Origin of the sequence: Sodalis praecaptivus, from assembly GCF_000517425.1 — a bacterium.
Lineage (GTDB): Bacteria > Pseudomonadota > Gammaproteobacteria > Enterobacterales > Enterobacteriaceae > Sodalis_A > Sodalis_A praecaptivus.
The window spans coordinates 4,299,444-4,322,413 of record NZ_CP006569.1; the positions used below are offsets into that span (position 1 = coordinate 4,299,444).

At 56.0% G+C, this 22,970-nt stretch carries 15 protein-coding genes; 7 read left to right on the forward strand and 8 right to left on the reverse strand.

Annotated elements, in window-relative coordinates:
* Positions 1–65 precede the first annotated feature (65 nt).
* A complete protein-coding gene (gene xylB, locus SANT_RS19185) occupies positions 66–1,520 on the forward strand; it encodes a xylulokinase (RefSeq protein WP_025423858.1) in 1,455 nt (484 codons plus the stop codon).
* Positions 1,521–1,688: 168 nt separating this feature from the next.
* Positions 1,689–2,876: a D-xylose utilization transcriptional activator XylR gene (xylR, locus tag SANT_RS19190; protein ID WP_025423859.1), complete on the forward strand. Its 1,188-nt coding sequence runs from the start codon at positions 1,689–1,691 to the stop codon at positions 2,874–2,876.
* A gap of 232 nt (positions 2,877–3,108) precedes the next feature.
* On the opposite strand, the gene mgtA is transcribed toward xylR, so the two are convergent.
* The 3 genes from mgtA to SANT_RS23055 all read right to left on the reverse strand — a co-directional run bounded on the left by mgtA (position 3,109) and on the right by SANT_RS23055 (position 7,949).
* Positions 3,109–5,793: a magnesium-translocating P-type ATPase gene (mgtA, locus tag SANT_RS19195; RefSeq protein WP_038668818.1), complete on the reverse strand. Its 2,685-nt coding sequence runs from the start codon at positions 5,791–5,793 to the stop codon at positions 3,109–3,111.
* Positions 5,794–5,992: 199 nt separating this feature from the next.
* Entirely contained in the window at positions 5,993–6,694 is a 702-nt protein-coding gene (locus SANT_RS19200; RefSeq protein ID WP_025423861.1) for an MgtC family protein, read from the reverse strand.
* Positions 6,695–7,697: 1,003 nt separating this feature from the next.
* Positions 7,698–7,949 carry a hypothetical protein gene (locus SANT_RS23055; RefSeq protein WP_025423862.1) on the reverse strand — a complete coding sequence of 84 codons (252 nt, stop codon included), beginning with the start codon at positions 7,947–7,949 and terminating at the stop codon, positions 7,698–7,700.
* 490 nt (positions 7,950–8,439) lie between these two features.
* Between SANT_RS23055 and SANT_RS23930 the strand changes: the two genes are divergently transcribed.
* Positions 8,440–8,700, forward strand: coding sequence for a hypothetical protein (locus SANT_RS23930; protein ID WP_200867258.1), 261 nt, complete (start codon positions 8,440–8,442; stop codon positions 8,698–8,700).
* A gap of 640 nt (positions 8,701–9,340) precedes the next feature.
* On the opposite strand, the gene SANT_RS19210 is transcribed toward SANT_RS23930, so the two are convergent.
* Entirely contained in the window at positions 9,341–10,558 is a 1,218-nt protein-coding gene (locus SANT_RS19210) for an MFS transporter (RefSeq protein WP_025423863.1), read from the reverse strand.
* Positions 10,559–10,655: 97 nt separating this feature from the next.
* On the opposite strand from SANT_RS19210, the gene SANT_RS19215 reads away from it, so the two are divergent.
* Both SANT_RS19215 and treA read left to right on the forward strand, forming a co-directional pair.
* Positions 10,656–11,612, forward strand: coding sequence for a LysR family transcriptional regulator (locus SANT_RS19215; protein WP_025423864.1), 957 nt, complete (start codon positions 10,656–10,658; stop codon positions 11,610–11,612).
* Between the two features lie 473 nt (positions 11,613–12,085).
* Complete coding sequence (treA, locus tag SANT_RS19220) at positions 12,086–13,900, forward strand: alpha,alpha-trehalase TreA (protein WP_025423865.1); 1,815 nt, start codon at positions 12,086–12,088, stop codon at positions 13,898–13,900.
* A 116-nt stretch (positions 13,901–14,016) separates the two neighbouring features.
* Here the strand turns inward: treA and SANT_RS19225 are convergent, their stop codons facing one another.
* Both SANT_RS19225 and SANT_RS19230 read right to left on the reverse strand, forming a co-directional pair.
* Positions 14,017–15,288: a Glu/Leu/Phe/Val family dehydrogenase gene (locus tag SANT_RS19225; protein WP_025423866.1), complete on the reverse strand. Its 1,272-nt coding sequence runs from the start codon at positions 15,286–15,288 to the stop codon at positions 14,017–14,019.
* A 413-nt stretch (positions 15,289–15,701) separates the two neighbouring features.
* Positions 15,702–17,132: an amino acid permease gene (locus SANT_RS19230; RefSeq protein ID WP_025423867.1), complete on the reverse strand. Its 1,431-nt coding sequence runs from the start codon at positions 17,130–17,132 to the stop codon at positions 15,702–15,704.
* Positions 17,133–18,140: 1,008 nt separating this feature from the next.
* On the opposite strand from SANT_RS19230, the gene adhP reads away from it, so the two are divergent.
* Positions 18,141–19,157 (forward strand): alcohol dehydrogenase AdhP, encoded by a 1,017-nt coding sequence (adhP, locus tag SANT_RS19235; RefSeq protein ID WP_025423868.1) that lies wholly within the window; start codon positions 18,141–18,143, stop codon positions 19,155–19,157.
* Positions 19,158–19,727: 570 nt separating this feature from the next.
* Positions 19,728–20,768: a zinc-dependent alcohol dehydrogenase family protein gene (locus tag SANT_RS19240; RefSeq protein ID WP_025423869.1), complete on the forward strand. Its 1,041-nt coding sequence runs from the start codon at positions 19,728–19,730 to the stop codon at positions 20,766–20,768.
* Between the two features lie 139 nt (positions 20,769–20,907).
* Here SANT_RS19240 and SANT_RS19245 read toward each other — a convergent pair whose 3' ends face one another.
* Together SANT_RS19245 and SANT_RS19250 are read right to left on the reverse strand one after the other, a co-directional pair.
* Complete coding sequence (locus tag SANT_RS19245; protein ID WP_025423870.1) at positions 20,908–21,783, reverse strand: EamA family transporter; 876 nt, start codon at positions 21,781–21,783, stop codon at positions 20,908–20,910.
* A gap of 289 nt (positions 21,784–22,072) precedes the next feature.
* Positions 22,073–22,675, reverse strand: a complete 603-nt coding sequence (locus SANT_RS19250; RefSeq protein ID WP_025423871.1) for a lytic polysaccharide monooxygenase — start codon at positions 22,673–22,675, stop codon at positions 22,073–22,075.
* Positions 22,676–22,970: the final 295 nt, after the last annotated feature.

A 22,970-nucleotide genomic window follows, 5' to 3' on the forward strand; every position in this document is an offset into this window, starting at 1 on the left:
GCCGCCACAATTGGTTCGTTCCGCACAGGCGCGGGGGTAACGCGCGCCTTCCCAGGAGCCTGTATATGTATATCGGCATCGATTTAGGCACCTCCGGCGTGAAAGCTATCCTGCTCAGTGAGGATCAGCGCATCCTCGCCAGCCACAGCGAACCGCTACGAGTGTCACGTCCGCATCCACTGTGGTCGGAGCAAGATCCAGAAATTTGGTGGCAGGCCACCGATACGGCGCTGCGCGCTCTGGCCGCTAACCATAGCCTGCGCGGGGTGAAAGCGGTGGGGTTGAGTGGCCAGATGCACGGCGCGACCCTGCTGGACAAGCGGCAACGGGTGCTGCGACCGGCGATTTTATGGAACGACGGCCGCAGTTATGCCCAATGCCAAGCGCTGGAGGCGGCGGTCCCGGCCTCACGGCGCATTACCGGCAACCTGATGATGCCGGGTTTCACCGCGCCCAAATTACGCTGGGTGGCGGAACAGGAGCCGGATATTTTCCGCCAAATAGATAAGGTTTTACTGCCAAAAGATTACCTACGCTTGCGCATGACCGGCGATTTCGCCACCGACATGTCCGACGCGGCGGGGACCTTATGGTTGGACGTTGGCCGGCGGGACTGGAACGAGGCGCTGCTGGCGGCCTGCGGCCTGGACCGCACGGCTATGCCAGCGCTGTTTGAAGGCTGCCAGATCACCGGCACGCTGCGCGCCAGTCTGGCTGCACGCTGGCAAATGCCGGCGGTACCGGTGGTGGCGGGAGGCGGCGACAATGCGGCGGGCGCCATCGGCGTCGGCATTTACCGTCAGGGTCAGGCGATGCTCTCCCTCGGCACCTCCGGCGTGTATTTTGCCGTCAGCAACGGTTTTTTAAGTAATCCTGAACAGGCGGTACACAGTTTTTGTCATGCGCTGCCGGATACCTGGCATTTGATGTCGGTAATGTTGAGCGCCGCGTCGTGCCTCGACTGGGCTGCCAGGCTAACCGGCCTGAATAACGTGCCGGCCCTGCTAGCCGCCGCCGCCGGCGCGGACGATAACGCACCGCCGGTGTGGTTCCTGCCCTACCTTTCCGGCGAACGCACGCCCCATAACAATCCCGCCGCCACCGGCGCTTTTTGGGGGTTGACTCACCAACACGGGCCGTCGGAGATTGCCCGGGCGGTAGTGGAAGGCGTCAGTTTCGGCCTGGCGGACGGTATGGATGTCCTGCACGCAACCGGATTACGGCCGGCATCGGTGACGCTTATCGGCGGCGGGGCGCGCAGTCATTGGTGGCGACAGCTGTTGGCGGATGTCTGTGGACAGCAGTTGGATTACCGCACCGGCGGCGATGTGGGACCGGCGCTCGGCGCCGCGCGCCTGGCGCTTATCGGCCTGCATCCCGGCGAGCCGCTGGAGAATTGGCTGACGCCGCTGCCGCTGGAAGCCAGCTATGTGCCGGAGGCGGCGCATCATCAGCGTTATCAAACGAAGCGACGGCTATTCGCTGACCTCTACCGGCAACTGGCGGCGCTGCGCCCCTAGAGCGCGTCGGCCATGCGCGAGAGCGCCGACCGCCGCCGCTGCGCCTCATCGGGCGCCGCTGTGGGGAAATTGACTGATTTTGCCGGTTGACGCACAGCGGACCAATTCTTTCTTATCCTTGGACGGTATATGCTGGCTTCCCGGACACTTCAGGCGAGATCTGCCGCTATGTTTGACAAGCGTTATCGCATCACATTGTTGTTTAACGCCAACAAAGTGTACGACCGGCAAGTGGTTGAAGGCGTTGGCGAGTACCTCCAGGCATCGCAGTGCGATTGGGATATTTTTATCGAAGAAGACTTCCGTTGCCGCATCAACGGCGTGGACGAATGGCTGGGAGACGGGGTGATCGCCGATTACGACGACCGCGCCATCGAGCACTTTCTGAGCGGCGTAGCGGTGCCGGTGGTGGGCGTCGGCGGCTCTTATCAGCACGACGAGGATTATCCGCCGGTACCTTACATCGCCACCGACAATTACGCACTGGTCGCCAGCGCATTTAATCACTTAAAAGAAAAGGGCCTTAGCCGATTCGCCTTTTACGGCCTGCCCGCCAGCAGCGGGAAACGCTGGTCCATTGAGCGGGAACAGGCATACCGCCAGTTGACCGCTAACGAATATTATCAGCCGGTGGTCTATCAAGGCATGGAAACTACCGCCGACAACTGGCAGCACGCGCAGAACAGACTCGCCGACTGGGTACAGTCGCTGCCGCCGCAGACGGGGATCATCGCCGTTACCGATGCCCGCGCCCGCCATTTATTGCAGGTGTGCGAACATCTCAACATCGCCGTGCCGGAAACGCTGTGCGTTATCGGCATCGACAATGAGGAGTTGGCCCGCTGTCTGTCGCGGGTCCCGCTCTCCTCGGTAGCCCAAGGGACGCGGCAAATGGGGTACCAGGCGGCCAAATTGCTGCATCAACTGCTGAATAACGCCCACCAGCCCCTCGCGCGCATCAACGTGCCGCCGGTACGCGTAGTGGAACGTCGTTCGACGGATTTCCGTTCGCTGAACGACCCGGCGGTGATCCAGGCCATGCATTACATCCGCTATAACGCCTGCAAGGGCATCAAAGTGGAGCAGGTGCTGGATGCGGTGGGCATGTCGCGCTCCAATCTGGAAAAACGCTTCAAGGATGAAACCGGTAACACTATTCATAATATGATCCACCAAGAACGGCTCAACAGCGCCCGTAATTTGCTGACCTCCACCTCGTTGACGATCAATGAGGTGTCGCAAATGTGCGGCTATCCTTCGCTGCAATATTTCTACCTGGTGTTTAAAAAAGCGTTCGATACCACGCCAAAAGAGTACCGCCAGCGCCAGGGGGAAACCGCTTTCGGATCCCCCTGACGCGACGGGGGCGCCGGTTAAACGACCGCGTTGCGTCGTCACACCCGGTCGCAAAAACCGGCCGCCGCGCCTCCCTGCGCGGATCCCGCTGTCACGCCAGCTGACGCGCCGCGGCCGTTTATTTACGCATATGCTGCAGGATAATCAGAACGTGGGTAATGATCAGCAGCCCCAGGAAATACAAGATAATCAGGCGAGCCACATTGTGCTTTTTCACCGCGCGCCCCTTATCTCAGAACCACTGGCCGAAACGGCGGATATACAGCTGTTTCACCCCCTGCGCCAGCAGGCAGTAACCCAGCAGGAGAGCGACCAGCCACGGGAAATACTGCCACGGCAACGCTACCAGCCCGACCGCCTGTCCCAATGGCGAGAAGGGAATAGCGATGCCCGCCGCCATGATTAGCAGGGTCATCAGCATCACCGGCAGCGCGGCGCGGCGCTGAATGAACGGGATTTTCTGCGTGCGCAGCATATGCACTACCAGCGTTTGCGACAATAGCCCCTCGATGAACCAGCCGGATTGAAACAGCGACTGATGCGCCGCCGTATTGGCGCCAAACACCTGCCACATCAACCAAAACGTGGCTATATCAAAAATCGATGACGTCGGCCCCATCCACAGCATGAAACGCCCGATGTTTTTGGCATCCCATTTACGCGGCTGGCGCAGAAATTCCTTATCCATCTTGTCCCACGGCAGCGCCAATTGGGAAATGTCGTACATCAGATTCTGAATCAGTAAATGAATCGCCAACATCGGCAGAAACGGCAGGAAAGCGCTGGCCACCAAAACCGAAAACACATTGCCGAAATTGGAGCTGGCCGTTAGATTCAGGTATTTAATAATATTGCCAAAGGTTTCCCGCCCTTTGATAACCCCCTCTTCCAATACCAGAAGATTTTTCTCCAGCAGAATGATATCTGCCGATTCCTTGGCGATATCGGCGGCGCTATCCACCGAGATGCCGATATCCGCGTGGTGCAACGCCGGCGCGTCATTGATCCCGTCGCCCAGAAAGCCCACGGTATGAGCATTACCCTGTAGCGCTTGTACCACCCGGGATTTCTGCTGGGGCGTGAGACGGCAAAAGACGGTGGTGGTTTCCACCGCGCGCGCCAGTTCGTCATCGTTAAGCTTAGCGAGATCGCCGCCGCATAACGGTGTCCCGGGCGCCAGCCCGACATCGCGGCAAATCTTGCCGGTAATCACCGCATTATCACCGGTGAGCACTTTCACCGACACGCCGTTAGCTTGCAGCGCGCTAATGGCTTCGGCGGCGCTTTCTTTGGGCGGATCCAGGAATGTCAGCAGCCCAAGAATGACCAGCTCACGCTCATCGTCTGCGCATAAGGGCGCGGCCAGCGTCCCGTCTTCCAACCGGCGCATCGCCACCATCAGCACGCGAAATCCCTGTTGGTTATAGTTCTCCACCCGGCTGAGCCAGCGGTCGCGGGCCGCCTGATCCAACGCCCGCAGCTCATCGCCTTCCATCCAGTAGCGGGATACCGCTAGCATTTCATCCACCGCCCCTTTGCAAATCAGCGTCTGCTGACCGTCCTCATCGGCGACGACGATGGACAACCGGCGGCGTTCAAAATCAAACGGCAATTCATCGATTTTGCGATAGCGCTGCAGGCCGGCGATGGCGGGATTGTCGCTGCCGAAATGTATGATGGCCCGGTCCATCAGGTTTTTGATACCGCTCTGGTGATGGCTATTCAGCCAGGCCATCCGCAGTACGCGGTCGTCATTATGGCCGTTGATGTCCAGATGCTGCTCAAGGATGATTTCATCCCGGGTCAATGTCCCCGTTTTGTCGGTACACAGCACATCCATGGCGCCAAAGTTCTGAATAGCGTTAAGGCGCTTGACCACCACCTTACGCCGCGACATGGCAATCGCCCCTTTCGCCAGGTTGGAGCTTACGATCATCGGCAGCATTTCCGGTGTTAGCCCCACCGCCACCGCTAAGGCAAACATCAGAGCATCGGTCCAGTCGCCCTTGGTGAACCCATTCAAGAACAGCACGATAGGCACCATGATCAGCATGAACCGGATCAGTAACCAGCTTACGCTGTTAACGCCGCGATCGAAGGCGGTTTGCGGCCGACGGCCGACGACCGATTTCGCCAGCGTACCGAACCAGGTCGCCGACCCAGTCGCCACCACCACCGCACTGGCGCTGCCGCTGGTCACATTCGTGCCCATCAGGCAAATCCCCGGCTGACTCAACAGATCACCCGCGTCGCCGGACGCCTGGCTTTCTTTCGCGCTGACGTTGGCCAGAAGATCATACTTTTCAACGGGAATCGCTTCACCGCTCAGCGCCGTCTGGCTGACAAAAAGATCCCGCGATTTCAGTAATCGCACATCCGCGGGTACCATATCCCCCGCCGACAGGAAAATAATGTCACCCGGTACCACCTCCTCCAGCGCGATCTCTTTCTTTTCCGGCCGGCCCGAGGGCGTCGCGCGCCGGATTACCGTTGCCGTGGTGCGCACCAGCGTTTTCAGCATCTCCGCGGCTTTATTGGTGCGATACTCCTGCCAAAAGCGCAACATTCCGCTAAGCGTCACCATCAACAGCATAATGGCGACGCCGGTGAGATCGGTGTCGTCGCCTTGGCGCAGCGGCAGCCAATAATCGGTAACAAAACTGATGGCCGCCAGCACGATAAGTACCCAAATAAAGGGATTATTAAATGCGCCAAGCAACTGAATGAGCGCCGGCGGCGCCTTCTCGGTCGCTACGCGGTTTTCGCCGTAGTCGAGCAAACGTTGCTCGGCTTCATCATCGGTCAATCCGCTGCGCTGCGTATGCAGGCGCGCCAGCGTCGTCTCCAGGCTCTGCGCCTGCGCGCTGGCGATAGCCAGGTCACGGGCGGCATCTAATTTGGTATGTGTCATTTTCATTGGCCAATTCCTTGCAATCATCAAAAATGGGCGCACGGCCAGCCTCTTGGCAGCGGGAAGCGGGCAGTGCGGAACGCGTAAGCACAGGAAGTGGGCAAAGGGGGTTTACTGCGGGGATCGAAGTGTTGTTATTCTCCCGGCATCTCTCCGCCTTTCCCGCCTGTCGCCGGATGGGGGTTCATTCATAGTCATCTCCTGCTCAGCAACGGGATTGAGGGATAGCGATACACCAGTTAACCGCACAGACGCTTTTCTCCAGACTGATACGGCAAACCATATTTTCGATGTCTTTTTGCGCGGCCGGATAAGCCATGATGTCCGCACTCACCTCCAGGTGGCCTGGTCGGGCAATATCCGAGCTGCGCAGCGCTTGCAACCGCAAGGCGACGTGATTCACCGCCTGCAAAATCAGCGTACGCACCAAAATTTCATCATCGCTGCCGCAAACGATACGTATGCGGAAACGTTGCTCGACGTCGTTATCCGGCGCTTTCGGCTGCAAATTGATACGCTGGGCCGCTTCGCGCAGCAGAATGTTGGCGCAGAGCAGCACCAGGGTCGCGACACAGGCATTGGCGAACTGTCCGAGCCCGCACAACAGCCCCACCGCGGCGGAACACCACAGTGTCGCCGCGGAATTCAAGCCAGAGATATTCATGCCTTGACGCATAATGACGCCCGCGCCTAAAAATCCGACCCCGGAGACAATTTGCGCGGCGATGCGGGAGGGATTATCGGCCGCCGTACCGAGCGAACTCATAATGAAAATAGCGGCACCGGTGGCCACCAGCGCATTAGTGCGCAAGCCGACCATGCGCTGGCGCCATTGGCGCTCGGCGCCAATGGCGGCGCCCAGCAATGCCGCCAGCGATAAATGCAGGATAAAAGAGGTCCATACCATAACGCTTTCCTCATGGTTGGCGTAATTACGTTTTCTTTTTGCGCACGCGTTATTCGCGTCGTGTAATTAAACGCGGAAAACCCGGAGGAAATAAGTGATGGCGTTGTGGGATAATTAATGGCATAAACATAACCCGTCAACGCGCGGATGAATGATCCACACGCAAAAGAAATTCAGTTCGGGTATGAGACAGCTCTAAGAGGTGAGATGAAACATTGCCCGCCGTGTTAAGGCAAGCAAACGATGAAGTTGGCTGGCCTTATAAGTTGTCACTTAAAGGGTGAACGTCCAATTCATTACTCCATCTATTAAAATTGCCGCTACTATAGCCGCGCGCCTCAGAATTGTAAACCTGAAAAATGCAGCATGCCGTTAGGATAAATATGAAATAAATTTATTAAAAACAATGAGTTATTATTTAATACACTTTCGTTGCCACGTTTCAATCTTAAACACGCCATCAACGAAAGTGATTTCGCTGATCGCCCCGAGGTAGGTTGCGTTTGACCGTTTACCTTCGGAGGTATCGTGCTTGTGCCGGCAATCGGCATGATATTGATATTGCGACATCTTATTATTTTTCTCATGAACATTTTCGCCATCACTATTACGGAATTTAGATTAATAAAGTTTAGCGCGGACCACTGTAACAACAGCGCCCGTATCATAACGGCATTAGCGCCGACCAAGACAACGACGGCGCTCGTTTCGTAACGGGGTTGGCACGATCTGTTGCAACGAAGGTGACAATGACATAACGGTGTTAAGGTGCAGAAAGAGACGTGTTACGCCTTTACCTTTTTTAGGATGATGAGGTATTGTCACCAGGGACGAGAATTGTCGACGCGCTAACGGTTTGCACCGGTCTAGGCTGACAGCAGCGCTACAGGTCACGAAACCCTCGTACCCTTTGCCCCATTCTCGTCTGAAACGAAAAACTTATTGGTTGGTTACTAGACGAGCTGTATTTCTGGCCCGCTGGCAGCGGAACGTCATAGGGGCGTTATCCCATTAACCTGACCTGAAAGGAAAGTATTTCTCCCGATAAGCTAGTCAAACCATGCAGACCATATAGACCATGCAGGCCGTTCAGTCCATTCAGTCCATTTAGGCTATACAGACCATTCACGCCATTCACGCCATTCACGCCATCCACGCCATCCACGCCATCCACGCCATCCACGCCATCCACGCCATCCACGTCATCCACGCCATCCACGCCATCCACGCCATCCACGCCATCCACGCCATCCACGCCATCCACGCCATTAAGAATAGGTCTCTCTCGGTATTAATAAAACACCAATTTGGTACCTTTATGGTTCCTATTATGTATATTTTTAGCACTTTATCGGTACCAATAAAACCTGTTGCTGTGGGTACCGCTTTGATGGGCTGTACTAATAAGCCGCTGAGATGAGGCGAGCAAAGATGCCAGAGCCCCCTTGAATGGAGTTAGGCAAACGTCAGCGGCGGCGCCATTACAAGATAGGTTCGCCCAGTTAGGCCTATTATCCATGCTTATCAACGGCATTAGGCGTACCGGCGGCCGAGTGCTTGGTGCTTTCTGCCGTGAGTTTGGGGTATGGGGTAGGGGAATTGAGGAGTTTAGGCCTTACCTCGAGACCGCCGGATGTCACTGCTGGCAGCTGTCTTTTATACTATTGGCGTCCCCGCCTGTAGTAATCGATCAATGTTTATAAGCAGCCAATCCCGTGCCGGCGATGTGCAGAGATGGCCTTCATTTGGCGATTGCTCTAAAACATAATCATCTATTACCGCGATTACGTGATTTGGGTGATTTAGGTGATTTAGGTGATTTCGGTGATTTCGGTGATTTCGGTGATTTGGATGATTTGGATGATTTGTGTGATTTAAATGTATTTGGTGATTTTGGTGGTTTAGGTGATTTTGGTGGTTTAGGTGATTTTGGTGGTTTAGGTGACGCCATCCTGCTCTGCGATGTGAAGCAAATAGGTCTAAGCAACGGGACACCAGGGCTTTAGCAGCAGTTGGAGCAGTACGGGGCCACTAGAGCAAAATGCGCAACAATCGCCCTTAAGGGTATCAATAGATCACACCTAAGGCCCCAAAACGGCACCATAGCACCAGAATTGCACCTTATTAACACCATTGCAGCACTAAAAATGCACCTTAATGATTTCAATCCAGCACCCTACCAAAACGCTAAAGACGCTTCGCTCACAGATATTACGCTTAATAGGAGTTTGGTACCTTATCGACGCAAAATATGCGCAGTAAGGGAGCCTATTTTGCACTCAAACAGCACTATAGTGGTACTTAAATGGCGCCATCTCTCTATAGCATTTGTACAGCGCTATTTTTTCACAAGCAGATCTTCAACGAGTCCTTATGCCAATACAATGAAAGCCTATTCGCTTCTGGCCGTAGGGTTGCATACCCTTTGATGATAACGTTTGTTTTCCCTTAGTTATCGGCTTCTGCGCGCTGTCGAGCGCAAGGCCGACGACTGCCTCAACAAAGATGCCGACGGCGACTCATCTAGCGAATACCGATACCTCACACATCATTGCTGGCCATGGCGGCTCATTTAGCGAATACCGACGCCTCACACATCATTGCTGGCCATGCCGGCTCATCTAGTGAATACCGACGCCTCCCACATCATTGCTTACCATGGCGGCTCATCCAACGGACGAGAAAACTGGCGCCGCCGGCCCAGGTGATAAGAATGACCACACCGGGCCAACCCCAATGGGCGAAAATCGCGCTACCCACGGCCGACCCGGCCGCCATACCGATAAATACGCCGGTAAAGAGCAGCGCATTTAGCCGGCTGCGGGCTTCCGGCTCCAGCCCGTAGATGATCGTTTGATGCGCAACCAACGCCGCCTGTACTCCTAAATCAAAACCCACGGCGCTCAATACGATGAGCCCCAATTGCAACGGTGCCGGCAACAGCGGTAAAAAAAGCATCGCGGCGAATGACAACGTCGCTAGGGCGGTACCCAACCGGGTCACCGGTTCAGCACCTCGTCGATCGGCCATGGCGCCCGCCAGCCTGGCCGCCAGAGCACCCGCGGCGCCCGCCAGTCCAAAGGCCCCGGCGGCAGCGCTGCCCAAGTGAAAATCCTGGTGCAGCATCATGGCAAGCGTTGACCAAAACGCGCTGAACCCGACCGACAAAAGTCCCTGCGCCAGCGCCGCTCGCCGCAGTGCCTTATAGTGGCGTAATAGCTTTCCCATTGAGGTAAAGAGCGCCGGATAGCTAAGTGTTGTTGTGGGACTAAAGCGAGGCAGTTTGCGCCAAATAACCACTGTAATCACAGCAATAGCCACTGCCGCCGCCACAAACACCGCCCGCCAGCCAAAATATTGCGCCACCGCACCACTTATCACCCTGGAAAGCAAAATACCCAGCAGGAGACCGGTCATTACCGCGCCGACTATTTTGCCGCGCTGCGCCACAGGGGCCAGCGTGGCCGCCGCAGGCACCAAATCCTGCGCCATTGTTGCCGCCACGCCAACCGCCAGGCTGGCCGCCAGCAATCCGCTCATGGCGGAGGCAAAACCGCTCAGCAGCAGCGCCAAGGTAAGTAATGCGCCTTTGGCCAATATAATCCGTCGGCGATCGTGGCGATCCCCCAACGGCGCTAAAAACAGTATCCCCAACGCATAACCCATTTGCGTCAACGTTGGCACCAGGCCGATAGTATCGGCCCCAGCCTGCATATCGGCGCCTAAAATGCCCAGCATCGGCTGACTATAGTAAATCGACGCCACGCTCAAACCCGCCCCGGCGGCCATTATCATGACAATGGCCGGCGTTAGTACATGTGGCGTATGGGAAGCAATGGGCACTCCCTTGGATACTATGGACATAATCTTTTTTCCTAAACGGGTAACCAGGCAGGATTATTGCCTGGGAAAGCGACGCCGGGTAGTAGCCGGCAGAGTAAAACTGTTATACGTTATATGTATGAACCAGTTCTCATTATCCGGCATCGACCGCATCGCGCTGATGGAAACCTTCGTCCGCATCGTCGACGCGGGCAGCCTATCGGCTGCCGCCGCACAGCTGGGCACCAGTCAACCTACCGTCAGCCGTCGGCTACAGGCGCTGGAACGCGCCCTGGGGTTGAAGTTGCTGCAACGAACGACTCACGTGATGACGCTGACCGACGACGGCCAGCGTTGTTACACCCATGCCAAAGCGCTGCTGGATAATTGGCAAGGGATTGAACAAGATTTGCGCGGCGCCACCGAGGAGCCGCGCGGCGTATTGCGCGTCCTGGCGCCGCACGCCTTCGGCCAGGAACAACTAATCACGCCATTGCTGGCGTATCTCCGCCGCTTTCCCGCCATGACGGTCCAGTGGATGCTCAACGATCGCCGCCCGGACTTCATCGCAGAGGGTATCGATTGCGCGATTCAGGTAGGCAGCGTCACCGATCCTTCGGTCGTCGCCATTCAGTTGGCGGAAGTGCCGCGCATCGTCGTGGCGGCGCCGTCGCTGCTGGCAGGGCGCGCGCCTCCCGCCACGGCCGCGGAGCTGCACGCGTTGCCCTGGCTGGCGCTAAGTACCTTTTACCTCAATGAGGTCGCGTTAAGCCGTCAAGCCGACGGCAAGATGCATCGATTCGCCATACAACCGCGCCTGATTACCGACAGCCTTTACGCGATTCGTAATGGCGCATTGGCCGGCTTTGGCGCCGCGCTGGTCTCTACCTGGATTGTCCTTGAGGACATTCGCCAGGATCGTCTGCTGCATCTGGCGCCCGATTGGCAGGGCCTGCCGCTGCCGGTCTATCTGGTCTACCCGCAGGCCAGTTTCTATCCGGCGCGCCTGTTGCGTTTTTTGGACATGATGCGTCTGGCAATGGCGCAACTGCACGGTACCCGCAGACCGGGAGCAGGCCGCGCCGGTAAATTCTAAAACAGGCGCCCAAATCCTGTTAACGGCAATAGGCCCGTGTGCGGGCTACCGCGGGCCGCGTATGGGCCAGGTATCAGCCGTTCGCTATTCACACTCCCTTGATTTGACTCTATAAGAGCCTGCGGCGCCGCCTGACCGGGCGACGGGCGACGGGCGACGGGCGACGGGCGACGGGCGACGGCCCAGGCGACCGTATATTAGCCGCTTTTGCAAGTTAAATCGCCTTGTCTTGGCGCCGGACTCGCTGCGTCATGGCAGGGTAAGCGTTAACCCGCCAGCAAAATCTTACTTTTGATGATGACGTTTGTCGCATTACTTTCCACTCCGTTTCCAGTCAGGCGTCCTATCCGTCTATAGTTAACTAGTCATTAACTAAACAATAGGTTGAATCGCGCGACATTCCCTGTCTGTCCGCATTCGTTATGTTTCCTTACCGGCAACTCACGCTGCCGATGTTGACAACGGAGTTGAACATGCTGGCCGACCACATCCACGGTTGCAAACCCGCCCTGTTATCATTTGTCCTGGCGCTGTGTCTGGGCTCTGCGCTGCCCGCCACGGCGGTGGCTCCAGCAGCGGAGCCGCTAATAAGCCCTAGCGCCGGCGGCAATCCTTTCGCCGATCGGCCTGCGGACCCGACGACGGACACTCGCGGCCCGCGGCTCGACGCGCCGCAGCCGCCGGACACGCTTTTCGGCCCGCTCTTTGACGCAGTACAACGAGCCAAACTCTACCCCGATCAAAAAACGTTCGCCGACGCGGTGCCGCGTCAGGCGCCGGCCGCCATCCTTGCCGCTTACCGCCAGCAATACCGGCAGGCGGGATTTGATCTTAAACGCTTCGTCGAGGCACGCTTCGACCTGCCGGCAGCAAGTAAAGGCTGGCAACCGCCAGCCGGCCAAAGCCTACGCCAGCATATCGACGGACTTTGGCCGATATTGACCCGTAAAACGGCTACGGTGCGTCCTTATGATTCCTTATTACCGCTGCCGGAAAGCTACGTCGTGCCCGGAGGACGGTTTCGCGAAGTCTATTATTGGGACAGTTATTTCACCATGCTGGGGCTGGCGGAAAGCGGGCAGTGGACGCTGGTGAAAAATATGACCGATAACTTCGCCCATGAAATAGACGCCTACGGACATATCCCTAACGGCAACCGCAGTTACTATCTGAGCCGTTCGCAGCCGCCGTTTTTCTCGTTCATGGTAACGTTACTGGCGCAGCACCAGGGTACCGGCGTTTATGCCCGTTACTTACCCGAGTTGAAGCAAGAGTATGCCTACTGGATGCAGGGCAGCGCACAACTGCCGCCGGGACAGGCAAGCGAGCGCGTTGTGCGTTTGGATGACGGCAGCCTGCTCAATCGCTATTGGGACGATCGTGACGTGCCGCGTACCGAATCCTATAGCGAAGATATCGCAACCGCCGCCAAAGCACAGGGCCGAAGCGCGGCCAGCGTCTATCGCGATTTGCGCGCCGGCGCCGCTTCGGGATGGGATTTCAGCTCTCGCTGGCTAGGCGATCCTAACGACCTGTCCACTATCCGCACCACCGCGCTGGTGCCGGTGGATCTAAACGCACTGCTTTATCACCTGGAAACCACGCTGGCCGAGGGCAGCAAGGCGCTCGACGCCCATCAGGATGCCGCCCGCTATACGCAGTTGGCGCAACAGCGCCGGCAGGCGATCAATCACTATTTATGGAATGAGCAGGACGGCTACTACACCGATTATGATTGGCAACGGCGGCAGATTACCCGCCCGGTCACCGCCGCCACGGTATTTCCCTTATGGGTGAAAATAGCGCCGCAAGATCGCGCCGGTCGAGTTGCCGCGACCGTGCGCAATCTGTTACTTAAACCCGGCGGACTGGTCACCACCACGGTTAATAATGGGCAGCAATGGGACGCGCCAAACGGTTGGGCGCCGCTGCAATGGGTTGCCGTACAAGGCTTTGGCTATTACGGTCAGGATGCGCTGGCGCGGGCGATTGGCACCCGCTTCCTGGCCAACGTCGAGAAGCTTTATCAGAAAGAGCATAAGCTGGTGGAAAAATATGTGGTTGAAGGCGATGGCCTAGGTGGCGGCGGCGGCGGCGAATATGCGCTACAGGACGGCTTTGGCTGGACTAACGGCGTCACGCTGATGTTGCTGGATGCCTATTGTGCCGGTATGAGCGGCTGTAGCCCGGCGGATAGGCCCGTTAACCCCAGTCCAGATCACGAAACCGACGCCCGCGCGCCGCTGGCCGGTGCGGCCGCCTCAACGCCGGCGATGACGCAGCCCTAACATAGCGCCGCTGGCGCGCTGCCCGGCGGCGATCTCCTGTTAACGGCGGCATCGATGCCTGCCGCCGCGATGTGCCGTCCGCCGCCCCCTAAAGGTCGGCGGCGGACGGCACTGGGTTAGGGATACAGCCCGCGCTCGCGGCGCGCCATCAATATCCGCTCGCAGGCGACGGCGTAAGCGGCGGTGCGCAGCGTGACATCCAGCGCATCCGCTTTATGCCACACCGCCTCCAGCGCCTCGCGCATGATGCGATCCAGACGGTCATTGATTTCCTGCTCGCTCCAAAAGAAACTGGAGAAATCCTGTACCCATTCAAAATAACTCACCGTCACGCCGCCCGCATTGCAAATCACATCCGGCACTACCGTTATGCCGCGCTGGCGTAGAATATCATCCGCACCCGGCAGCGTAGGGCCATTGGCGCCCTCCAGCACCAGACGGCATTGCAGCGCGCGGGCGCGTTCGGGCGTGATCACGCCTTCCAGCGCGGCGGGCACAAAAATGTCGTACTCCTGGTGCCAGAATTCGTCCTCCTTCAATGGCGTCCCCCCGGCAAAACCGGCAATAGCGCCATGCTGGCGTTGATAGTCCGCCAATGCTGGAATATCCAGCCCGCGGGCCTCAAACACTGTGGCGCTATGATCCTGCACCGCCACCACTTTGGCCCCTGCGCGATGAAACAGCCCGGCCGCGACGCTGCCGACATTGCCGAATCCCTGGATTGCCACGCGGCAGTCCGGTACCGTTAAGCCGATGCGGTCCGCCGCGCTGCTGCCGGTAACAAACACGCCACGGCCGGTCGCGTTCACCCGCCCAAGGGAGCCGCCTAAATGGATTGGCTTACCGGTGACGACGCCGGTGGTGGTGGCGCCAATATTCATGGAGTAGGTATCCATCATCCACGCCATCACCTGCGCATTGGTGCCGACGTCCGGTGCCGGGATATCCTGCTGCGGTCCGATAATAGTACCGATTTCGCTGGTGTAGCGTCGGGTCAGACGCTCCAGCTCCTTTTCCGAGAGCTCGCGCGGATCGACGCGAATCCCCCCTTTCGCCCCGCCGAAAGGCAGATTTAGCGCGGCGCTTTTCACCGTCATCCACGCCGACAACGCCATCACCTCTTCCAAAGTGACATCGGGATGGAACCGCACGCCGCCTTTACCCGGCCCGCGCGATAAATTGTGCTGCACTCGAAAACCTTCAAAATGACGGATGGTGCCGTCATCCATTTCCAGAGGAATATCCACTATCAGCGCGCGTTTAGGATGGCGCAACGTGTCTGCCCAGAGGGCCAGGTCGCCCAAATAGGGAAGCACGCGCTCCACCTGCGCCAGAAAAGTGGACCACGCAGAATTGTTATCTGTAGAAACATAGGAAAGGGAACTCATAACACAACCTCTTTCAAGCTAAGCGATGGGACGGTAACGGCGAATCGACACGGACATTGGCGCTTACGCGATTACCGGCGGGGAAATTGCACATCCATTTTTGTTTTACACTGCTGCGGCCCTAGTTTACCCGCGCAAAACCCCGCGAACCTTGCCGACGCTAGCAATTCCATCTTGTTGTTACCGCCACATCGTCATAACTTTACTGTGCCGGCGCCGCAACAGGACCCGGAGCGTAGCGATGTCGCATCTTCCCTCTCGCCACTGCACGCGCATTCTGCTTCGCCCTCCTCTTCGACCGCATCAACGTGACGCGAGCGTTATCGGCGGTCACCGTCATGTGCCGCCTACACGCCCGCGCCCCCCAATGAACGCGGCGACGGAATGTTGCTTTATCGGCAGCGTACGCGCCCTTATAGCCGGGTGGCCTCAATATCCATCTCCCGCGCCGGCGTCAGCCTGGTAACGCTTGCGACGTTGCGATGGCGGGTAACCATCAGGCTGAGCAAAAAGACAATCAGCGCCACGGCACCCGTCATCAACGCTTCATATCGGTAGAGGGGCGCGCAAGCCATGTAACCCAGCACGGTGCCGATAATGCCGATGCACAGCCAGTTAAGCCAGGGGAACAACCACATTTTGAACTGGGGCGGCTGCCCTTGCCGCTCCAAGATGCCGCGCATCCGCAGTTGCGATATTGCGATCACCAAATACACCAGCAGCGCTACCGCGCCGGTGCTGGAGAGCAGAAAGCCGAACACTTTACCGGGAAACAGATAATTGGCCAGGCAACCCAAAAACCCGGCCAAGGTAGAGGCCAGCACCGCAATGCGCGGCGTGCCATGGCGAGAAACCCGCTTACCCGCCGCAGGTGCATCTCCCCGACAGGCCAGCGCATAAAACATGCGCGAGGCGGTGTAGAGAGCGGAGTTCATACAGCTACTTACCGCTATCAGCACCACAAAATCCATAATCCGTTTAGCGCCAGGCACGTTGAGCATCGAGAGAACATATTGGAAGGTTCCCTGACGGGGAAGCTGCGGATCGTCCCAATTAACCAGGCAGACCACGAGAAAAATCGACAGAAGATAAAACAGCGCGATCCGGTAAATAATCAGGTTGGTAGACCTGCGGATTTGCTTTGCCGGCTCCTGTGATTCCGCCGCGGCAATACTCAAAATCTCCGCGCCAAAGAAAGAGAATATCGTCACCAAAACCCCGCCTAACACCGCCCCTGGGCCGTTGGGAAGGAAACCCCCGTGACTGAACAGCCTCGCCGCGCCACTGATGTCGGCCAACGGCCAAAACCCTATCACCGCCAGCGTGCCGATGACGATAAACGCGATGATAGCCAGCACTTTGACCAGCGAAAGCCAGAACTCGAATTCGCCAAAATGCCTAACGTGGCAAAGGTTGGTCAAGGTCAATAACATCATAATGCCTACCGCGTAGGCCCAAGGCGGCACCGAGGGAAACCAGGCATGCAATATATCCGCTCCGGCAATGGCTTCAACGGGGATCACCAATACCCAAAACCACCAGTAAAGCCAGCCGATGGTAAAACCCGCCCAGGGGCCAATCGCGCGGGCCGCATAGGTGGAAAATGAACCTGAGTCCGGTTGAGCGACGGCCATCTCGCCAAGCATACGCATCACCAATAACACCAATAGACCCGCAATAGCATAGGAGATAAGGATTGCAGGGCCGGTAACGGCAATAGCGTTAGCGGAGCCGATAAATAACCCGGCGCCGATAATACCGGCAATTGAAATCATGGTGACCTGACGGTTGGAAAGCCCGCCCCCCAGCGAGGGTGAAGCTTCCGATGCTTTTAGGTTTTTCATAAGTCATCCCGCTAACTTAGCATTTGAAAAGGTTTTTCTCGGCGAAGCGCCGATCGTGCCCGAGATAAGCCTTTACCTTCGTCATTTCTGCGAAAGGTTAATGTCTCCCTTACGTCAACAACTGCCTCTTCATGAGGGATTTGGCAGCATGATGTTAACTCTCAGTTAACCTCTATGACATATCATTTTCTTCTTGTTCACGACCAGCGCATAAACGCTGAAATAGCGATTAATATTGCATTTTTAGTCATTGATCACATCCCGCGCGTGCGGCGGTTACAGGTTTAGCTCAAAAAAAAGTGAGTATCTTCATATACTTTCCTCGCAGCGGCGCTTGGCCCTTTTTCGGCAATCAGCACGGGAGACGTTTTTCCGATGACCGTTTGCTGCACTGTTGTTAAAAAGGCAACGGACAAAAGCGTTCGCTTTAGAGCCGAGCGAAAGCCGCCTAGGGTGCAGATTTGGCTTATTAACGCCACCGGTAGCCGAGGGCGCCCCTCTTTTGCCGCACAGGGTGCAACACCCTACGTCGTAACGGCCATGCCTCCCCGTCTGCAGCAGGCGAAATAGTCCAGACAGGCAGCGCCACAGGCGTTTTGCTACGGAGCCTTACCTTGCCACCGCCCGCCGTCGGGGTCGATGGGGTAAAGGACTGACTCGCCGCGGCGGCGATAATGCGCTAAGCCGACCAGAAACGGTGACGCGCCCGGGCTTGAGCCTGGTTGAATACATAAGTAATTTATTATCTAATTAATCATTAGTTACTGAATTAAATAGATTTTTGCTTTCCTGCCGTTAACGAGGGACAATCAAGCTAGGCATGCTGTCTTCGGTTCCTCCCGCTTCTGCGGCATCACCCCGAGCCGGTTCGCCCGGCGATACCTTTTCAGCCCGAAGAGGGCAGATGATCTTCCCGGCACGCCAGTCGCTCAGGCGAGATAACCCAGCATTGCCTACGCAACCCTCTCTTTTCACATGTGTTTATGCCAAAAGGAGTTACTCATGATGATGAAAGCCGCGGTCGCGAAAGCCTTTGGCAAACCCCTGGAGATAGAACAGGTGCCGGTTCCTGACGTTGGTCCCGGTCAGGTGCTGGTGAAAATCGCCGCAACGGGCGTTTGCCACACCGACCTGCATGCCGTAGAAGGAGATTGGCCCGTCAAGCCTGTTCCTCCATTCATTCCAGGCCATGAGGGTGTCGGACAGATCGTCAAAATTGGAGCGGGCGTCACCCATCTAAAGGAAGGCGATCGCGTCGGCGTTCCCTGGCTTTATTCGGCGTGCGGACATTGCGACTACTGCCTGGACGGGTGGGAAACCCTTTGCCCCCGACAGCAGAATTCGGGTTATTCTGTTAACGGCTGTTTTGCTGAATATTGCCTGGCTGACGCCGATTATGTCGGCATTCTCCCGGATAATGTTGATTATCATGCTATTGCCCCCATTCTTTGCGCCGGCGTCACGGTTTATAAAGGGCTTAAAATGACCGATGTCAAACCAGGCGACTGGGTGGTTATCTCCGGTATCGGCGGTCTGGGTCACCTGGCGGTACAATATGCCCTGGCAATGGGGCTAAATGTCGCTGCGGTGGATATTGATGACAGCAAACTGGAATTGGCCAAGCAATTAGGCGCCAGCGTAACGGTCAACGCCCGTAATAGCGATCCCGTTGCCCATTTGAAGCAGGAAATAGGCGGCGCGCACGGCGTGCTGGTAACCGCGGTCTCCCCGCGGGCATTTGAACAGGCTATCGGCATGGCGCGGCGCGGTGGCACCATTACCCTTAATGGCTTGCCGCCGGGCAAATTCGATCTCTCAATCTTTGACATGGTGCTCGATGGAATAACCGTACGCGGTTCGATTGTCGGGACGCGCAAGGATTTGCAAGAAGCGCTTGATTTCGCCAGCCGTGGTAAAATTTCGGCCAATATCAGCGTTGAACCGCTAATGAATATCAACGCCATTTTTGACCGCATGCGCGCTGGAAAAATCGCGGGCAGGGTTGTTATCGATATGGCGTTGTAATCGCGCTATCTGTGTCGGACGGCCGCTTGGCTGCTTAACGCGGCCTATTTCCGCCCGCGCCGCGCTCGAAGAATCGATAGGCGCTTATGGGCATACCCCGCCCCCTGGGGCAATAGCGTGTACAGCACTGATTAGAATTCTGTTGGCCAACATTATATCAAGGAGTAAGTTATGGCTTTACCCTTTCATAGTTTAATGATCAAGATCTCTCTTATTAATCCCACATAAATTACCCTGCACAGGCCAATTTGAAACGGCTCCCCAACATTTATTTGTATTGTTCCCCCTTTTGCTGATGAACGAGTTAATACATCTATTTTCGTCTTAACCGCCCAACCTTATTAATATTCACAACTGTGAACGAGATCATAATAATTATTTCAAGTGCAGAATACACTGTTAATAATTTCTCTTATTCTCATTAGAGCGAACCGTTACATTGATCGGCGTTTCGCGTGACGACAGAACGGCGTTTTTTATAAACGCATTCACTTCTACTAATACAGGAACTGAAGTTTAACTTGCCTGAAGCTGTTTATTATTGGAAGTAGAGTCAAATTGGAGGTGAACATGAAAGCCATGGTATATAAAGGTCCAGGGCAGCGTTGTCTATCGGACGTCGAAAAACCCTCAATGCGCAAACCCACCGACGCCGTGGTAAAAATCCTGAAAACCACTATTTGTGGCACCGATCTTCATATTTTACAGGGTGATCTCCCTGAAGTCGCCGCCGGGCGGATTTTAGGCCATGAAGGTATTGGCATTATTGAAGAGACAGGAGAGAGCGTCCGCCATTTCAAAAAAGGGGACCGGGTGATCATCTCCTGCGTTACCGCCTGCGGCACCTGCCGCTATTGCAAGCGCGCGCTGCCGGCCCATTGTGAGGACGGCGGTTGGATTTTGGGGCATCTGATCGACGGCACCCAAGCGGAATATGTTCGCATTCCTCATGCGGACAACAGCCTTTATCTCCTGCCGGATAATGTGGATGAGGAAGCCGCACTGATGCTGAGCGATATTCTGCCAACCGGTTTTGAAATAGGGGTGCTCAATGGCAAAGTTAAACCGGGAGATACGGTGGCCTTGGTGGGGGCCGGGCCGGTTGGCATGGCGGCCATGTTAACGGCGCAATTTTTCTCGCCGGCAAAAATTATCATGATCGATACGGACAAACAGCGTTTGGCAATGGCCAAGCGCTTTGGCGCCACCGACATCATCAATCCTCAACGGCAGGATGTTGTGGCGCAAATCGCGGCTTTAACCGGCGGAGACGGTGTGGATGTGGCGGTGGAATGCGTGGGATTAGGCGCAACATTTAAAATCTGCCAGGACATAGTGGCGAAAGGCGGCCACATCGCCAATGTCGGCGTACACGGCAAGCCGGTCGACCTGCATCTGGAAACGTTGTGGATCAAAAACATTACGCTGACCACCGGTTTGGTGAATACCACCAGTACGCCGATGCTGTTAAAAGCCCTTAATCACATCCGGGTGAACCCCAATAAATTGGTCACGCACCATTTCACCCTTGCGGAATTGGATAAAGCCTATGAGGTCTTTGCCCATGCCGCGCAGGAAAAAGCCATGAAAGTTGTTATCGCGGCCCATTAAACAGCGCGCAGGATGCCGGAATCGACTGCGCCGGCAGGTGCAGAAACATTCATAGTCATTGAAAATGCTCGGCGCCGCGACCCTTAACTGCCCATGACGTACCGCCGCGCCGGAATATAGGTCAACCCCCCTATACCGTCTACTTAACCAGGGTATCCATTTTACCGCCGGCGGTCATGGCGCTACCCATGCCGGCGGTGATGGAAAAAGCGATCGCAATAACCTGGATAAACGTAAGATGTTCGGAAAGCATGAAAAAGGCGATGATCGCCACTATCGCCGGCTCCATACTGACCAAAATGCCAAACGTTTTATGCGGCAAGCGTTTCAGCGCGGCCATCTCCAGCGACATCGGCACTGAACTGGAAAATAAGGCGATCAAAAGCCCCATCAACACCAAATAAGGATGCGCCATGATGTTGCCGGCATCAATGATCCCCACCGGAAACGTCACCATTGAGGCAAAAATCAAGCCGATCGCCACCGTATGGCCAGAGTGAAGATGGCTCAGTTTCTTGCCGAAAATGATATACAGCGCCCAGCAAAATGCCGCGCATAGCGCAAAGAGCACGCCGGTGGCGTCCAAGGCGCTATGATTATTCCCTAACGGCAGAATGAGCAAAATGCCGGTAACCGCAAAGGCAATCCAGATGAAGTCGATTGGCCTGCGGGAATAAATCAGCGTGACGCTAAGCGGCCCGATAAATTCAATGGCGACCGCCAGGCCGAAAGGGATGGTTTGTATCGACAAATAAAAGCATAGATTCATCACGCCAAGCGTCACGCCATACAGGGCGATGTAACGCAAATCCCCCAGGGTGATTTGCGCGCGCCACGGCCGCCACAGCATCAGCAATATGATGGCGGAAAAACCGGTGCGCAGCGCCGTGGTCCCTGTCGCCCCCACCAGCGGAAATAAAAACGTCTTGGCCAACGAGGTGCCGATACTCAGGGATAATATTGACCCCAGCACCATGAGAAAGGGAACCATGCGGTTCGATGCGGATCCTTGCATAACATTTAACCGTTTATCTTCTTTGTTGAGAAGGGAGGTTTTACCATGGAGAAGAAGGATTAGAAATGAAAATAAAATGAAAATGACGGCGTGCAGAGACGGGCTGCGGCAGGCTGCCTCCGCCGGGCGGACGTTTGCGTTCCGCCGGCGGCGAGATCATCGCGTTAAGCGCTATCTATCCCGCGGTGGTTATAGCGGCGAGATCATCACGTTAAGCGCTACCTATGCCGCCGCGGTGGTTTTAGCGGCGAGATCATCGCGGCAAGCGCTATCTCGCCGCTGCGGCCGTCTAGCTAATCTCCGTATCTATTACCTGGTAAAAAGCATTTCCCGTATCGGCAACATTCCAAACCGCAAGCAAGACATGATATCCCGAATAATTCTCCGGAATTGTATATTCGATAGTGACGCTTTCAGGGGGAATGTCATCATCGGCAGACTTATCATAAAGCGGTCGCAGGTCAAACTGCGCGCGGCTTAGCGGTTGATTGGGATCCCAATCCTCTCGGGTGATATATAACTGCCAAGACTCGGTGCGGTGCTGTACCTCTATGCGCCAATGAAGGACATTGTTGCCGGTTTTGAGCGGCTCTTTATGCCATCTGTCCGCGCTTTGCTCATCCAGTGGAGCAAAACGCTCATTACCCGCGCTGGCAATAGCGCCATCCACCGGTCCCCCGTCGGGAAACCCTTTCGGCCCCTCCAAGGACTGCGGCTCCCATTCTACTTGACCACAGTTTATATTTAATGCGCCCCCTTCGGCGGTACATAAAAACGCGCGGCATTTTGGTTCATCGATAATACCGTGTCTCGGCTGTATGGCGCGGGCTGGCGTTACGGGAAGGTTGGCGGCTAACGCCGTATCAGAAATCATCGCAATTAAAACGCTCATATGAGTCTCCTCCTTAAGTGTTACCGGCCTAATACGTTGCCGGTCGGAATAAACTATAAATCGACTTTATCAATACGCCGGTAAATAACTTTTAGCGCCAGGACGCGTTTATTTAACTGGACAAGACAGCGTGATACTTTCATCATTCTCGTTGAATTTAGTTCATTTTTCTTGCCGATGCGGGCGCCGGCATTACGCTTTTGTAAAATATCCCACCTGTGTTTTGGTGATGAAATTATAAGCGGGCGCATTCTATTTTTTAATGAGTAAATCGAAGCCGATCTCTGGCGAAAAA